The following is a 15011-nucleotide window of genomic DNA, read 5'->3' as shown; positions in this document are numbered from 1 at the left end:
ATGGCTATCACCGACGACGTACTCGTCATCGGCGGCGGACTCGCCGGTACGACGGCGGCGCTCGCCGCGGCCGAACGGGGCGTCCAGGTTCGCCTGCTCACCTACAAGCAGAGCACACTCCGACACGCCAGCGGGCTGATCGACGTGCTCGGGTACGCGCCCAACGGCCAGGGGCCGCTCGCCGACCCATTCGACGCGCTCGAGTCGCTCCCAGAGGGGCACCCCTACGAGCGCGTGGGCAGCGATTCGATTCGCGAGGCGCTGCTCTTCTTCGACGCGATCGTCGGCGACGCCTACGCGGGCGAGCACACGGACGCCAACGCGCTCGTCCCCACCTCGAGCGGCGCGATCAAGCCCACGGCCCGCTACCCCACCGGCGTCGCGTCAGGGCTCGCGAGCGATCCTCGAGAGACGCTGCTCGTCGGTTTCGAAACGCTCCCCGAGTTCGACGCCCCGCTCGCCGCGGCCCACCTCGAGGAGACGGGCGCTCCGTTCGAGGCTCGCGGCGTCACCCTCTCGTTCCCGGGCATCCGGCGCGACGACGCGAAGGTGACTCGGTACGCTCACCTGCTCGACCGCGACGAGACTGTTGACGTCGGCCGGGGCGAGACGTCCGCGCGCGCCGCGCTGGCCGCGATCGTTCGCGACCGGCTCGAGAGCGAATCGCGGGTGGGCTTCCCGCCGATCCTCGGCGACGACAATCACGCGACTGTCCGCCGGGACCTCGAGGAGCGCCTCGGCGTCGACGTCTTCGAAGTGCCTTCGGGGCCGCCAAGCCTGCCCGGAATGCGCCTCGAGGACCACCTGTACGACGCGCTCGAGGACGCCGGCGTTCGCGTCACGACGGGCGTTCCCGTCGTGGATTACCAGGTGGACGAGCGTTCCGCCGACGGAGTCGGAGACTCGAGTTCGGCGCGAATCGAACACGTCCTCGTCGACCGCAAGGGCCGAGACGTCCCCTACCGCGCCGACGAGTACGTCCTCGCCACCGGCGGTCTCGTCGGCAAGGGCGTTCGATCCGAACGCGAGCGAGTCTTCGAACCCATCTTCGACTGCCACGTCGAGGCGCCGCCGGACCGCTACGACTGGTTCGACGGCGACGCCTTCGGCGACCATCCGTTCGCCCGATTCGGCGTGAGCGTCGACCGCGAGTTGCGCCCGCTCGACGCCGTGGGCGACCTCGAGTTCGCGAACCTGCAAGCGGCCGGTGGCGTCCTCTCGGGCTACGACTTCGCCGCCGAGAAGTCCGGCAGCGGCGTCTCGCTCGCGACGGGGTTCGTCGCGGGCGACCGGGCCGGATCGGAGGTGCGCGGATGAGCCGAGTGGTTCGTTCGCGTGCTGGCCCGGAGGCGGCGTACACGTTGGCGCTGGGCGCAGTGTACGGACCGTACGCGGCTTCGAGTGACCCCTCGAACAGTGCGTGCAACCAGTGGCGGCCAGATCGACGGTCGACCAGGATCGAGACCGAGACCGATACCTTCGGTGGAGCCGAGTTTCAGAACCAGGCTCAGCCACACGTGCAGATTCAGAGACGGACCCAGTTTCAAATCAACATGACGGTGATTCAATGAGCGACGCGGCACGACCGACCGACGACCACGTCCCGGGCGACGACGAGTTCGACCCCATCGAGGTCTTTCCGGAGGCCGACGACATGGACCTCCGGCCGGGGGCAGACAACTGCTACAAGTGCTCGACGTGCGACACCAACTGCCCAGTCGCGGAGGTCGACGACGAGTTCCCCGGGCCGAAGTTCCAAGGACCGGAGCAGTGGCGACTGAAGCGCCAGTCCGACCAGGACATCGACGACTCGATCATGAAGTGTTCGAACTGCATGCGCTGTGACCACGCCTGCCCGTCGGAGGTTCCGCTCTCCCAGATGCACAACTCCGCTCGCGGGGAGTACGTCGACGAGCGGATGAGCAAGCGATCGCTCGAGTACTGGCGAAACCGTCTGCTCTCGAACTACCGGCTGATGGCCCACCTCGGGAGCAAGGTCCCCCGGTTGACGAACTTCGTGATGGGCCTCTCGGTCACGAAACTGTTCAACGAGAAGGTCCTCGGCATCACGAGCGAACGCGAGTTCCCCGAGTTCGCCACCGAAACCTTCCGGGAGTGGTGGCGAGCACGGGGCGGGAGCGACGCCTCGAGAGAGCGCGCCGAGGCGGCCCGCGAGGAACGCGGCGAATCCGGCACTGCAAAAAAAGTCGCCTACTTCCACGGCTGCTACTCGAACTACAACACGCCCGAGGTCGGCAAGGCGCTCGTGCGGGTGTACGAACACTTCGGCTACGAAGTCGTGGTACCCGAGCAGCGCTGTTCGGGAACGCCGATGTTCGCGAATGGCATGCTCGACGACGCCCGCCGGGCCGCCGACACCAACGTCCCCGAACTCGCGGCCGCCATCGAGGACGGCGCCGACGTGATCGCCTCCTGCACCTCGTGTTCGATGTCGCTTCGTCAGGAGTACCCCGAACTGTTCGATATCGACGGCGTCCACGACGTCTCGAGCAACACCTGGGAGGGCCTGGAGTACCTCCGCGTTCACGAGGACCTCGAGGGCGAACTCGAAGGGACACGCGCCGACGTGCCGAACCTGGCCTACCACGTGCCGTGTCACGCCCGAAACCAGGGGCTGGATGGGCAGGCCATCGAGGTGCTGACGACCATCGATGGCGTCGAGGCCCAGGACGTGGGCGAGTCCTGTTCCGGAATTTCGGGCACCTACGGCTGGAAGGAAGAACACTACGAGACCTCGATGCAGATCGGCGAGGAGATGTTCGAGCACATGGAGCGCGCCGACGGCGACACCGGTCTCACCGAGTGTCCGACCTGCGCGATGCAGATGGAACACGGGACCGGATACGAAATCAAACACCCGCTCGAGGTTCTCGAGGCGGCGCTCGTTCCGGAATCTCCAAATGTCGCGCGTGCGACGACGGACGGCGGCGTCGGCGAGGAGGGCGAGGCGGCCCGTCGAGTCGAGTTGCGCGGATCGGATCGCGAAGGCGGAACGGACGAACCGAACAGCGAAGACAGGACGGACGAAGCTGACCACGAAGACAGGACGGGAAGACCGGACCGCGAAGGCCAGGACGAGCCGTCCGGAGCGAACTGATGGACCTCGCGGAACGAATCGCCCGTCGGCGAACCGCTCAGCCGCACTCGGGGTTCGTCCTCGACCGGGAGGTGCTGAGTCCCACCGTCCACCGCAGCGAGCCCGTGGGCCGCGGCTCGACCCTCGAGGCGGTCCTCGATGCCGTCGAACCCGCCTTCAACGACCGCCTACCTGACCCGTTCGCGGTCGTCGGGTCCGCCGGGTCCGGAACCTCGGCCGTGATCACTGCGCTCTTCGCCGCGCTGGCGGCCGAGCTGGGCGACTCGGGACGACCGATCGGGACGACGACACGCGCCGGCAGCGACCGGCGGGCGATCCGGTTCGTCTACGTCGACGCCCGCCGGGCGACCAGCGCGTTCGCCTTCTATCGGGCCGTCCTCTCGTCGCTCTCGACGGATTCCGTTCCGACCAGCGGCGTCGGCACGGACGACCTTCGTGAGCGACTCGCCGCGCAACTCGCCCGGCCCGACCGCCGGGCGGTGATTGCCGTCGACCACCACGACGAACCGGAAACGATCGACGTGGCGAGGGTTCGGGAGTTACTCGAGGCGGTCGACGAGAGCACCACGGTCGTCCCGGTCGGGCGACGAGTGCCCACCGGGTGGGACGAGTCTGTCGTCGAGATTCCCGCCTACCGTCAGCACGAACTCGTCGACGTGGTGACCGAGCGAACCGCCGTAGGACTGGCTGCGGGCACGCTCGACCACCAGGCAGTACGGTCGCTGGCGGAGTGGGCCGACGGCAACGCTCACGACGCGCTGGCGGCGGTGTTCGGCGCCGCGTACCTGGCGACGGAGGCGGGCGCGGATTCGATCGAGCAGCGCCACCTCGAGGCCGCGAAAGCGGACGTGCCGGGCGGCGGCGTCCACGTCGACCGGGCGCTGGCCCTGCCGGAATCGCGCCAGCGCGTACTCGTCGCGTTGATCCAGGTTTGCGACGACGAGACCGACCGTCAGTCGATTCGTGCCCTCGCGGACGACGTCGCCCGCTCGTCGTCGCTGACGAGCGGAACCGTCAAGCGGTTTCTGTACGAACTGGCCGACAGAGGACTGCTCGAGCGGGTGTCACTCGACGAGGCGGCCGGGAGCGAGGACAGGAGTGGGGGTCGCCGCCCGAGCACGCTCGAGCCGCGATTCCCGACGATCGCGTTCCATGCGTTGACGACGGCCCAGGAGTGATCGAGTAACCGAGTGCTCGAGAACGTTCACTATCGTTTCTATAGCTAGCCCAACTGCCGTCGCGCTACTCGAGCACCCGGCTCCGAAGCCCCTTCGGAACGGCGTTCGCGACCATCGTGCGATCGTAGCGGCCGGTCCGCAGGAGGCCGAGACAGAAGCCGCCAGCGACGGCGGCCGCGATCCAGTTGCCGTAGAGGACGTTGATCGAGCCCCACAGGAGCACGAAGCTCACCAGGTCGTCCAGAATGAACGGGCACTCGCGAACGCGCTCGAGCAGCGCCTCGCGGTCGAAGGCGAGGTCCACGAGGACCACTGCGACGACGGCCGAGAGGAACCACCCAACGTAGTTCGAGAGCGGGACGCCGTAGTAGATCCCCTCATCGAACGCCCAGAAGCCGATCGAGACCGCCGCGGGGTCGAGCACGAGGTCGACGGCGACGACGGCAACGACGGCGGCCGGGAGCCGGACCAGCGGGTTCGCGGCCCGCTGACCGAAGACGAGCAGCGTGAGGAGGTAGGCGTTGAGCACGAGTGGGACGAAAAACAGCGGCAAGGCCAGCGGAATCTCCCCGAAGAGCATCGGTCCGAGCGAGATTGCGTACTCGAAGTCGCCGTAGGGCCAGCCGGTACGCACGCCCAGCAGTTCGACGCCGTAGGTGTAGGCCGTGAGCAGGCCGAGCCAGCCGAGCGCTCGCCAGCCGAATCGAGGGAGGAGCCCCACCACGAGGGGTGAGCGCATCACGAGCGTGCCAAAGAGGATCAACAGCGGGTTGTACGCGAACGGTTCCGGAATTACGCCTTCGGCGCTCCCGACGAGGCTGATCGCGCCCACCAGCGGGAAGATCACGGCGATGGTGAACCGATTCTCGAGGATGAGCGCCGCGAGGCGACGCTGGATTCGTTCTCTGTCTGCTCGATTCGGAGTTGCTGCGGTCCCGTCGTCAGCCATAGAACACCCCCCAGAGCCCGCCCATCGTCAGCGCAGCGCCGACGACCGTGTTGATCGCCGGGAACCACCAGTAGGCTCGGGAGACGGCCACGCTCGAGGTCGCCACGCCGAGTACGAAGAGGGGATAGATGCCGAGCAGTAGTCCTAGACGGGAGTCGAGCGCTCCGAAGGCGAGCGCGGCGGCGAGCCAGCATGCGGCGCAGTAGGCGTAGGTGCGTCGTTTCCCCAGCAAGGTCGCGGTCGTCCGAATCCCCGCCCGGCGGTCGGGTTCGATGTCGGGAACGGCCGAGAACGTGTGCATGCCCATCGCCCAGAGCCAGGCGCCGACCAGCGCGAGTAGCGGCGGCTGGGAGCCGGAGATGGCGGCGTAGGCGGCCGCACCGGGTGCGATGTAGAGCCCGTTCGAGACCGAATCGAGGACCGGCGTCGTCTTGAATCGAAGCGGCGGCGCGCTGTAGCCCGCACCCAGCAGGAGGAAGACGGCGATCCAAGACCACGACGGCGCTGGCAGCCACGGGAGCAGGGCCAGCGGGACGAGTGCGCTCGCGACGACGGCAACGGGAACGAATCGCTGCCCCTCGTAGCGCGCTTCGCGATCCTCCTTCTTCGGATTCTCGACGTCGATTTCCCGGTCGTACACGTCGTTGATTCCGTACAGGAAGACGTTCGCCGGGAGCAGAAAGTACGCGAACAGGACGAGCGCGGTGAGCGATAGCACGTCGCCTACGCTCTCGGCGGCGTAGGCGACCCCCACCAGCACCGGCCCGGCGAGATACAGCCAGAATCGGGGTCGAGACAGCGTCACCAGGTACGCGAGCGGCTCGAGGAGCGGACGCTCGCTCGAGGAGCGTCGGTTGGCGGTCACGGGCGCTCACCGGGGAACGATTCCCTCGCTGGCAACGGCGCTGTCGCCGTCGAGTGACAGTGTCGGTTCACCATGGTTTGGCTTCGGATCTGAGGATTGGTCGGGCCATGGTGGTCACCTCGAGTCAGCTACCAGCACCGTCAGCGCCGTCAGTACCGAAGTCCTCGACCACCTTCTCGGCCGTGAGTTCGCCGCTGATGAGACACATCGGGACGCCGATGCCGGGCGTGGTGTACGACCCGGTGAAGTAGAGGCCGTCGACTTCCTTCGAGCGGTGTGGTGGCCGAAAGAGGGACGTCTGTCGCAGGGTGTGGGCCATCCCCAGCGCAGTGCCTGCGAAGCTGTTGTACCGGTCGGCGAAATCCTCGACGGAGAACGTCTCCTCGAAGACGATTCGGTCCCGGAGGTCGGTGCCCGTGTGTTCGGCGATGTCCGCGAGGACGAAGTCGCGGTACTCCTCCCGGATCTCGGGGGTGTCCTCGAGTCCCGGCGCGACCGGGACGAGCACGAACAGGTTGCTGTGGCCCTCGGGGGCGACGGTGTCGTCGGTTTCGGAGGGGACACAGAGGTAGTAGGCGGGGTCGTCCGGCCAGGCGGGGTCGTCGAAGATCTGTCCAAAGTGGTGCTCCCAGTCCGTCGGGAGCACGAGGGTGTGGTGGACGAGGTCCGGCACGTCACCCTCCACACCGAGGTAGCACAAAAACGCGGAGGGGGCGTAGGTACGCGACGCCCAGTAGTCGGCGTCGTAGCCGCGTTTCTCGGCTGGGAGCAGGTCCTGCTCCGTGTGCGCGTAGTCGGCGTTGCTGACCACCAGGTCCACCTCGAGAGGTCCCTTTGGAGTTTCGACGCAGAATGCCCCCTCGCGGCCTTTGATCTCGGTCGCCGGCCGGTTCGTCTCGTACGTGACGCCGAGTTCGCGCCCGAGGTCCGCGATGCCGTCGATGACCCCGCCGATGCCGCCTTCGGGGTACCAGACGCCGAGGTTGAAGTCGACGTGGCTCATCAAATTGTACAGCGCGGGGGTGTTCCGGGGCGACCCGCCCAGGAAGACGAGGGTGTACTGCATTATCTGCTGGAGTTTCGGGTGGTCGAAGTAGTTCTCGACGTGACCCTGCATCGACCCCAGCAACGAGAGACCGCGGGCCTGGCGGGCCACGTCGAGGTCGAGATAGTCGCGCAGGCGCTCGCGGTCCTCGTAGACGAAGTGTTCCATCCCGACCTCGTAGTTCTCCCTCGATTTATCGAGGTAGCGCTCTAACGCTTCGCCGGCGCCATCTTCGTACGACTCGAACACCGATTTGGTCCGTTCGAGGTCGCGCGTGACGTCCACCCGGTCTCCGTCCTTGAAGAAGATTCGGTAGTGCGGATCGAGGTGAGTGAGGTCGTAGTAGTCGTTCGGCGAGCGATCGAATGTCGCAAAAAATCGCTCGAACACGTCCGGCATGAGGTACCAGGAGGGACCCATGTCGAAGCGAAAGCCGTCTTTCTCGAGGCGGCTGGCTCGACCGCCGAGTTGCTCGTTCTTCTCGATGACTCGCACCTCGGCCCCGGCATCCGCGAGGTAGCACGCCGTCGACAGCCCGCCGATCCCGGCTCCGATTACGACGACCGACTCTCCCGCGAGCGAGTGCATGGTCCCAAAGTAGTGTTGGATCGGTGATAAACGTGTGCCTACCTACGTAGGTATCGCTCGCGAAGGGGGCTCTCGTCGCCGGTCGATGCGCTCGCGTAACCGGTCGTGGTGAGTCGATACGCTCGAGTAACTGGCCGCCGTGGGTCGCACATGGACGAACGGACGGTCGTCGTCACCGGCGGGACGCGCGGAATCGGTCGAGCAGTCGCTTCGGCCTTCGTGGCCGAGGCGTGGACGGTCGTCGTCGGGGCTCGAGACGCCGCCGAACTCGAGGAGACGGTCGCGGACCTCGCCTCGGAGACCGACGGTACCGTGACGGGCCTCCGAACCGACGTTCGCGACGAGTTCGACTGCGAGCGATTGATGGAGACCGCCTCGAGAGCCGGGCCCGAGAGTGGCATCGACGTCGTCGTCGCCTGCGCCGGCGTCTATCACGGAAACGCGGGCGAAACGCCGCTCGACGATGAGTCTTACAGCCGCTTCGACGACCACTGGCGGACGAACGCACGCGGCGTGTTCGCCACGATTACGGAAGCCTTGCCGCACTTGAGCGACGGCGCTCGCGTGCTCGTGCCGACGGGTTCGGTCGCCCGCGACGGAAAACCGGGCTACGGCTCCTACGCCGTCTCGAAAGCGGGCGCCGAGGCGGTCGTTCGTGGGTTCGCTGCCGACACCGATACCGACACCGTCGTCGGCTGTCTCGATCCAGGCCAGGTCGCCACCAACCTAACAGGCGGCGAGGGACGGGACCCCGCATCGGTGGCCGAACTCTTCGTCTGGGCGGCGACCGAGTGCGACCCGGACGTGCTCGACGGCGAGGTCGTCGGCCTCGCCGACTGGAAACGAGCGACGAGGGATGAGACGACCGGCGGAGTCGACAGGTAGGAAGCGACCGGCGGGTCGACGGATAGGGGCGACCTCGAGACCACAGGTGTTTACGATGCCACGCCGTACGCCCGGTATGACGAGACTGTCGGCGATCACCCGGTGGATCCGAGCGACCATCGATCGCCAGCGCGAGGCGCTCGCGGACGAGGGCACGCTCGCCTACCTTCGCACCCGCCCGCAGGCCGCCCTCGGTGCCTTCGGAACCCTGTTGCTCTCGATGGACTCGAGGCGAATGGACCCTGACGAGGTCCAGGAACGCTGGGCGGAGCGCTCGGGCGTCTACTCGCCGGAGTTCTACGCCGACATGGGGACGACCGGCGGCACGAAATCGATCCGGTCGGTGCTCGACGCGCGCGTCGAGCGCGACGCGACGATACTCGAAGTTGGCTGCAGCGCCGGCCGCCACCTCGAGCATCTCCGCGAACACGGCTACGAGAACCTCCACGGGATCGACCTGAACGAGGACGCCAGCGACGTCATGGCCGAGCGCTATCCCGAGTTAGCCGAGGACGGAACGTTCTACTGGGAACCGCTCGAGGACGTTCTCCCGCGGCTCGAGGACGGCCAGTTCGACGTCGTCTTTTCGGTGGAGGCCCTCCAGCACATCCACCCCGACAACGAGTGGGTCTTCGGCGAAATCGCCCGCGTGACGGACGGGCTACTGGTGACGAAGGAAAACGAGCCGGACGGCGACCAGCTATTGCGGACCACACAGGTCGAGGATTTTCCGCTGTACTTCAGACAGTGGAAGCCGATCTTTACCGACCTAGGGTTCTCCCAGCTGGCCCGGACCGAGGACAGCGTCGACACGCTGCGGGTATTTTACCGGGAGGACTCGACGCTCGCTCTCGAGAACGGCGACCGTGTCGTGGACGAAGCCGAGAAACGGAGTCCGGTCGAGAACTAGATCGGGGGAGCACGGTCCCAGCGAACCGACTCGAGCGGTCCGATTGGAACGGCGACTCGAACCCTACCGAACCGACTCGAGCAACAGTTTCTGTTCGACGCGCTTGACCTCGTGTTGCACATCGCGGACGGCGTCGATGTTCGCCGAAATCGAACTGACACCCTCGTTGACGAGGAACCGGACCATCTCGGGTTTCGAGCCCGCCTGGCCGCAGATGCTCGTGTCGATGTCGTGCTCGCGACAGGTCTCGATCACGTCGCCGATCAGGCGCAGGACGGCTGGATGGAGTTCGTCGAACCGGTCGGCGACGTTCTCGTTGTTCCGGTCGACCGCGAGCGTGTACTGGGTGAGGTCGTTCGTTCCGAAGGAGGCGAAGTCGATGCCCGTCTCGGCCATGTCGCCGACTGAGAGCGCTGATGCGGGTGTCTCGATCATCACGCCCCACTTGCGCTTCTCGGGGTCGATGCCGGCCTCCTGCATGAGCCGCTTGGCCCTGAAGACGTCCTCGGCGTCGTTGACCAGCGGAAACATGATCTCGACGTTGTCGTAGCCCATCTCGAACAGGCGGCGGAACGCCTCGAGTTCGTAGGCGAAGACGTCCGGGCGGTCGAGACTGCGGCGGATGCCGCGGTAGCCGAGCATCGGGTTGTGCTCGGCGGGTTCGCCCTCGCCGCCCTCGAGTTCGCGGAACTCGTCGGTCGGGGCGTCGAGGGTGCGGACGCGGACGGGGCGCGGGTAGAACTCGTCGGCGACTGTCCGGATGCCCTCGATGAGTTCGCCGACGTAGGCGTTCTCGCCGTTGTCCTCGATGTACTTCGCGGGCGTCTTGCCGAGCGAGAGAATCATGTGCTCGATCCGCAGCAGGCCGACGCCGTCAGCGCCGGTGGCGGCCGCTCGGTTGGCGGCCTCCGGAATCGAGACGTTGACCTTGACCTCCGTGGCCGTCATCGGCTTGACCGGCGACTGCGGCCGTACCTCCTCGACGGGTTCACGGTCCGCATCGGGTTCGCTCGCCCCCTCGAGGACCGTTCCCTTGTCGCCGTCGAGGGTGACGATCTGGCCGTCCTCGAGGACGGTACTCGCGTTCTGGGTGCCGACGATTGCGGGGACGCCGAGTTCCCGCGAGACGATGGCGGCGTGGCTGGTCATGCCGCCTTCGTCGGTGACGATGCCGGAGGCGCGTTTCATCGCCGGCACCATGTCGGGCGTGGTCATCTCGGTGACGATGATGTCGCCCGATTCGACCTTGTCGAGTTCGTCGAGTTTGCGGATGATCCGGACCGCGCCGCTGGCGGTGCCGGGACTCGAGCCGAGGCCATCGACGATGACCTCGCCGCTTTTCGAGCCCGAGTCGCCGGATTCGTCACCGGCGACCGCCTGCGAGCCGCTACCGTCGGTGAGGCCGGTCGCCGCGTCCGCCCCTGCCTGGTCGAGCCCCGAGGTTTCGACGTCGGGTTCGAATCCGCCATCGATGGTCGTGATCGGCCGTGACTGGAGCATGTAGATGTCGCCGTCGACCATCGCCCACTCGACGTCCTGGGGCGTGTCGTAGTGCGATTCGACGCGTTCGCCGAGTTCGACCAGTTGCCCGATGTCACTGTCGGAGAGCACCCGCGCGTTCCGGCGGTCCTCGTCGACCTCGCGCTCGACGGTTTCGCCGGTCGCCTCGTCCTTGACGTGCATCACCTTCTTCTCGGCGACAGTGACGTCGATCGAGCCGTCCTCGCGGGAGACGACGTAGTTGTCCGGGGAGACGGCCCCGGAGACGACGGCCTCGCCCAGTCCCCAGGCAGCCTCGATGATCATGGTGGGGTCGCCGGTCGAGGGGTGGCTCGTGAACATGACGCCCGAGGTCTCGGCGTCGACCATCTGCTGGACGACGACGGCGATGTTGACGACGGAGTGGTCGAATCCCTGCTCCTGTCGGTAGTAGATTGCCCGCTGGGTGAACAGCGAGGCCCAGCACCGGCGGACCCGGTCGAGCAGGTCGTCCCCGGTGATGTTCAGGAACGTCTCCTGTTGGCCGGCGAAGGAGGCGTCCGGGAGGTCCTCGGCCGTCGCCGACGAGCGCACGGCGACGAAGGCTTCCTCGTCACCCCCAATCTCGCGGTAGGACTCGAGGATTTCCTCGCGAAGGTCGTCGGGGAACGGCGTCTCGAGGATGAGCTCCTGGGCGCCGTCGGCCGCGCTCGCGAGCGCGGCCGAGTCCTCGACGTCGACGTCGACGACCTCGAACAGTTCCTCGTCGATGCCGGCGTCCTCGATGAAGCGTCGATAGGTCCCGGCGGTGACGACGAACCCGGGTGGGACGGGCAACCCAGCGTCCGTGAGTTCCCCGAGAGAGGCACCTTTGCCGCCGACGGTCTCGATGTCGTCGGCGCTGATCTCGTCCAGCCAGAGTACTGCCATCTGTATCTTCGTGGACACCGCATCGAATAAAGAAGGTTGCGAACAATACTTACAATTTCCAACTCGATATCGAATGAATTTCTCGGACGGCGTCGGATCTGGTTGGTCGGACGGAACCGTCCACTGCTCCCCCGAATGCCCGTATAGAGTGATATTTGTGAGTTCATAAGCGACCTTCATCGGTGAATAAACGCGTCCCGTTCCGGTGCAGTCCCGAAGTGACTATGCCACTCGAGTGAGAGTCTCTCGCGTATGGACCTTGCGAAGGTACTCACGCGGACGCTCCAGTATCGAGCTATCGTGACCGGCTCGCTGATCGGCGGGTTCCTCCTCGTCGCGCTCGGCCTCATGGTCGGCCTGTCGGGGTCGATCGGCGCGTTGTTCTCGGATCCGACCAGTCCGGGGGAGGCGCTCGAGGTGACGAGTCCGGTAATAACCGTGATCCTCGTGCTCCTCGGGATCGCCGTCTGGCAGTTCGGTCGAACGTTTGCGCTCCTGTACACCGTTCCGGTGGCCGCGGGCGAGGAAGCCGCCCGCCAGTTCGACCGGAAGACGCTCAAGAGCGACATCTTGCAGGGCCTCGACGGTCGACTGACGGACCTCGAGGAGGACATCGCGGAGACCCGCCGGAGCGTCCAGGAGCTCAAGCGCGAAGAACACGCGGCGAGTTTCGACGAGGGAACGGCGCTCGAGACGGGTGCGGGCGACGAACCGTCGGCACTCGAGTCCGGGTCCTCGACTGGCGGCACCACAGGGGGTCGCCCGCTCGACCGCGAGGGATCTCGAACAAATCAGGGAACGACCTCGAGTTCTCGGTCCGAATCGGGTTCGTCGACCGCCACGGGAGGGTCCGATTCGACCGGATCGGGGTCGACCCACTCGAGCGACCATGAACGCGACGAGTCAGGGACGAATCAGGGGTCCGACCCGCTACCCTGAATCGTTCTCTCCTCACATCGTTCGTTCTAGTTTCTTACGGACACTGGAACGGCGTCCCGTAGCGGCAGATCCCGTGTACTTGACTGCGATCGATCTCGAGTGTCCCGACTCGACCCTCTAAAAGGTCCTGTGGAATATTTAAAATTTTACAGGAACCTGGGGGCGTGCTGAATACACAGCGCGAATGTCTTACGAACTGAAGGTCGATCAACGGAGAGTGGTGATTGCTCAGTGCAGGTGAAAGCGTTACCTGGGGTGGTGCCTACTTCTCCAATTGCTGCCAGGAGTTGTACACAGAATTCAGGGGAGAAATGTTGATCAGTCGAAATCGGTTCCGCTGATAATGGACTTATTCTGTATCGGTTTCCAGAATTTCCTTGATGCGCTTGAGGTCTGTTCGCCACCGACGTTTCATCCGACGAGCCATGATCGGTTCCATGATCCGGGCAAGTCCCGGTAACACTACGCGATACGATCGAGTCAATCGGGTACCGTTTCGAGTGGGTTCGAATCGATATGTTCCCCGAAACGTTCCCGGCCCTTCCACCGATTCGAACGTGTAGTGTCGGCCCGGTTCGACATCAACCGCTTCAATAATCGTCTCGCTCTGAACGCCAAAGTCAGTTTGTTTGATTCGGCGTCGTTGTCCCTCGGCGACGCTAGAAGGCTCGGAACCGGAAATGACGCTGGTTTCGTCCGCCCACGGCATCCATCTTGGCGCATTTGACACGTCGCTAACGAACGTATACACCGCCTCGACTGGTCGTTCTATTACAATTGAATGCTCACATTGAATCGGCATAATCACAATATCGGGAAGGGGCGCTACCCATGATAACGTACTACTTGGGATTCAATGGCATCCCTATCAATGTTTCCTGGACTATCCGAAAGCGAACCCGCGAACGAACTGTATTTGCTCTTCGAATAGTATCGGGGAACCGTGAGTCACCAAGTATGGAACTCATTCGTCAAACGGTGGTGGGCCGAGGAGTTCGAGTTCGTACGTCTCCAGCACTTCAATCTATCTACTCACGAGTCTCGTTATATCGATTTGTTATTGAATAGTGACACATACGTCAATGGTATGTTCGCACGTGTAGTGAGCGGGAGATTCATCAGTGTCGTTTCGAAATAAACGGAGTTGTCGTGCTGAACTCATCCTCTATATTCAGCACTACCGATCAATCTCAATTTTGAATAGTTTCTCTGAGAACCGCGAACACCTTCGGCTGTAATGACACAGCACCAGTCTGAGTCACCAACATGGGCGAAACGCCATCGACGAGCATTGACGACACGACATTCTCACGAAGACGTCCTCACCGACCGAGAGTTTGAATTGTTACTCGAAGCCTGTTCGGAGTTGCCCAGCCCCCGTGATTTCCAGGCGCGATTCATCTGTTTGGTCGCAGGTCGGCTTGGGCTGCGTGGGGGCGAGATTTCACATCTCCATACCACGTGGTTCGACTGGGATCGGAAGCTTCTCCAGATTCCACAGTACGAGCCGTGTGCCTGTGGGTACTGTCGTCGTCAAGCAGCTCAGGAAGCGAGTCACTGTGACGACCTCACTGAGGACGAGGCAGTAGAGGCCCGGTGGCACCCAAAGACGGTCTCCTCCGCGCGGGCGATCCCCTTCGACCTGTCTTTGCGTCTCGAATTGTGTATCGAACGCTTCGCCAATCGCTACGATTCGTTCCCACACTCGCGCTCGACGATCAACAGGCGGGTGAACGAAGCTGCCGAGGCTGCCGATCTTCGAGGGCGTGTCTACCCACACTGTTTGCGAGCAACGGCTGCGAGCTATCACGCCTATCAGGGAGTTGCGCCAGTCCCACTACAGGCGTTGATGAGATGGAGCGATCTGGCCACCGCCCAGAAATACATCCGGATTTCCGGAACAGCGACCGCCGATGCACTCCGGCAAGCGCATCATCGATAACTAACAGCCCACTCACGATTCTTGTAGCCTCTGCTGCATACAGAGCGCGAATGTGGCACTTGGTAGGATGCGATCATCGCAAAGATGAAAGTTCAGTACAGAGTCGGTACTGAGCGCCACCACTGCCCCGAGTGTCCGATGTTCTTCCGGACTGCTGGCGACCTTTAGACCCACTACAACGGA

12 protein-coding genes are annotated in these 15011 nt (G+C 64.6%); 7 read left to right on the top strand and 5 right to left on the bottom strand.

The features are described from left to right. The 3 genes from glpB to ACFQO4_RS01635 all read left to right on the top strand — a co-directional run bounded on the left by glpB (position 1) and on the right by ACFQO4_RS01635 (position 4296). Positions 1-1317 (top strand): glycerol-3-phosphate dehydrogenase subunit GlpB, encoded by a 1317-nt coding sequence (gene glpB / locus ACFQO4_RS01645; protein ID WP_500259267.1) that lies wholly within the window; start codon positions 1-3, stop codon positions 1315-1317. A gap of 250 nt (positions 1318-1567) precedes the next feature. Continuing rightward, on the top strand, positions 1568-3118 hold the full coding sequence (locus ACFQO4_RS01640; protein WP_500259266.1) for an anaerobic glycerol-3-phosphate dehydrogenase subunit C: 1551 nt from the start codon (positions 1568-1570) through the stop codon (positions 3116-3118). After that, positions 3118-4296, top strand: a complete 1179-nt coding sequence (locus ACFQO4_RS01635) for a Cdc6/Cdc18 family protein (protein ID WP_500259265.1) — start codon at positions 3118-3120, stop codon at positions 4294-4296. Before ACFQO4_RS01640 ends, ACFQO4_RS01635 begins: the two co-directional genes overlap by 1 nt. 64 nt (positions 4297-4360) lie before the next feature. Here the strand turns inward: ACFQO4_RS01635 and cruF are convergent, their stop codons facing one another. The 3 genes from cruF to crtID all read right to left on the bottom strand — a co-directional run bounded on the left by cruF (position 4361) and on the right by crtID (position 7743). Continuing rightward, entirely contained in the window at positions 4361-5245 is an 885-nt protein-coding gene (gene cruF, locus ACFQO4_RS01630) for a bisanhydrobacterioruberin hydratase (RefSeq protein ID WP_500259264.1), read from the bottom strand. Further along, complete coding sequence (locus ACFQO4_RS01625) at positions 5238-6110, bottom strand: prenyltransferase (RefSeq protein ID WP_500259263.1); 873 nt, start codon at positions 6108-6110, stop codon at positions 5238-5240. Before ACFQO4_RS01625 ends, cruF begins: the two co-directional genes overlap by 8 nt. A gap of 124 nt (positions 6111-6234) precedes the next feature. Then, positions 6235-7743, bottom strand: a complete 1509-nt coding sequence (gene crtID / locus ACFQO4_RS01620; RefSeq protein ID WP_500259262.1) for a bifunctional phytoene desaturase/3,4-desaturase — start codon at positions 7741-7743, stop codon at positions 6235-6237. Positions 7744-7893: 150 nt separating this feature from the next. Between crtID and ACFQO4_RS01615 the strand changes: the two genes are divergently transcribed. After that, complete coding sequence (locus ACFQO4_RS01615; RefSeq protein WP_500259261.1) at positions 7894-8628, top strand: SDR family NAD(P)-dependent oxidoreductase; 735 nt, start codon at positions 7894-7896, stop codon at positions 8626-8628. Between the two features lie 235 nt (positions 8629-8863). Beyond that, the gene (locus ACFQO4_RS01610) at positions 8864-9538 is read left to right on the top strand and encodes a class I SAM-dependent methyltransferase (protein ID WP_500260437.1); all 675 of its coding nucleotides are present in this window, start codon (positions 8864-8866) and stop codon (positions 9536-9538) included. A 63-nt stretch (positions 9539-9601) separates the two neighbouring features. Here ACFQO4_RS01610 and ppsA read toward each other — a convergent pair whose 3' ends face one another. Further along, positions 9602-11947 (bottom strand): phosphoenolpyruvate synthase, encoded by a 2346-nt coding sequence (ppsA, locus tag ACFQO4_RS01605; protein WP_500259260.1) that lies wholly within the window; start codon positions 11945-11947, stop codon positions 9602-9604. A gap of 252 nt (positions 11948-12199) precedes the next feature. Between ppsA and ACFQO4_RS01600 the strand changes: the two genes are divergently transcribed. After that, the gene (locus ACFQO4_RS01600) at positions 12200-12886 is read left to right on the top strand and encodes a hypothetical protein (protein ID WP_500259259.1); all 687 of its coding nucleotides are present in this window, start codon (positions 12200-12202) and stop codon (positions 12884-12886) included. A gap of 349 nt (positions 12887-13235) precedes the next feature. On the opposite strand, the gene ACFQO4_RS01595 is transcribed toward ACFQO4_RS01600, so the two are convergent. Further along, on the bottom strand, positions 13236-13688 hold the full coding sequence (locus ACFQO4_RS01595) for an SRPBCC family protein (RefSeq protein WP_500260436.1): 453 nt from the start codon (positions 13686-13688) through the stop codon (positions 13236-13238). Between the two features lie 435 nt (positions 13689-14123). Between ACFQO4_RS01595 and ACFQO4_RS01590 the strand changes: the two genes are divergently transcribed. Beyond that, on the top strand, positions 14124-14828 hold the full coding sequence (locus ACFQO4_RS01590) for a tyrosine-type recombinase/integrase (protein ID WP_500259258.1): 705 nt from the start codon (positions 14124-14126) through the stop codon (positions 14826-14828). Positions 14829-15011 lie beyond the last annotated feature (183 nt).

This window comes from Saliphagus sp. GCM10025334, from assembly GCF_042663485.1.
Classification (GTDB): Archaea; Halobacteriota; Halobacteria; order Halobacteriales; family Natrialbaceae; genus Natronosalvus.
This window is presented reverse-complemented; position numbering and strand designations above follow the sequence as displayed.

Excerpts from the sequence above, each read along its gene's own strand:
- glpB (WP_500259267.1), top strand. The coding sequence starts at position 1 with ATGGCTATCACCGACGACGTACTCGTCATCGGCGGCGGACTCGCCGGT.
- ACFQO4_RS01640 (WP_500259266.1), top strand. The coding sequence starts at position 1,568 with ATGAGCGACGCGGCACGACCGACCGACGACCACGTCCCGGGCGACGAC.
- ACFQO4_RS01635 (WP_500259265.1), top strand. The coding sequence starts at position 3,118 with ATGGACCTCGCGGAACGAATCGCCCGTCGGCGAACCGCTCAGCCGCAC.
- cruF (WP_500259264.1), bottom strand. The coding sequence starts at position 5,245 with ATGGCTGACGACGGGACCGCAGCAACTCCGAATCGAGCAGACAGAGAA.
- crtID (WP_500259262.1), bottom strand. The coding sequence starts at position 7,743 with ATGCACTCGCTCGCGGGAGAGTCGGTCGTCGTAATCGGAGCCGGGATC.
- ACFQO4_RS01615 (WP_500259261.1), top strand. The coding sequence starts at position 7,894 with ATGGACGAACGGACGGTCGTCGTCACCGGCGGGACGCGCGGAATCGGT.
- ACFQO4_RS01610 (WP_500260437.1), top strand. The coding sequence starts at position 8,864 with ATGGACCCTGACGAGGTCCAGGAACGCTGGGCGGAGCGCTCGGGCGTC.
- ppsA (WP_500259260.1), bottom strand. The coding sequence starts at position 11,947 with ATGGCAGTACTCTGGCTGGACGAGATCAGCGCCGACGACATCGAGACC.
- ACFQO4_RS01600 (WP_500259259.1), top strand. The coding sequence starts at position 12,200 with ATGGACCTTGCGAAGGTACTCACGCGGACGCTCCAGTATCGAGCTATC.
- ACFQO4_RS01595 (WP_500260436.1), bottom strand. The coding sequence starts at position 13,688 with ATGCCGATTCAATGTGAGCATTCAATTGTAATAGAACGACCAGTCGAG.
- ACFQO4_RS01590 (WP_500259258.1), top strand. The coding sequence starts at position 14,124 with ATGACACAGCACCAGTCTGAGTCACCAACATGGGCGAAACGCCATCGA.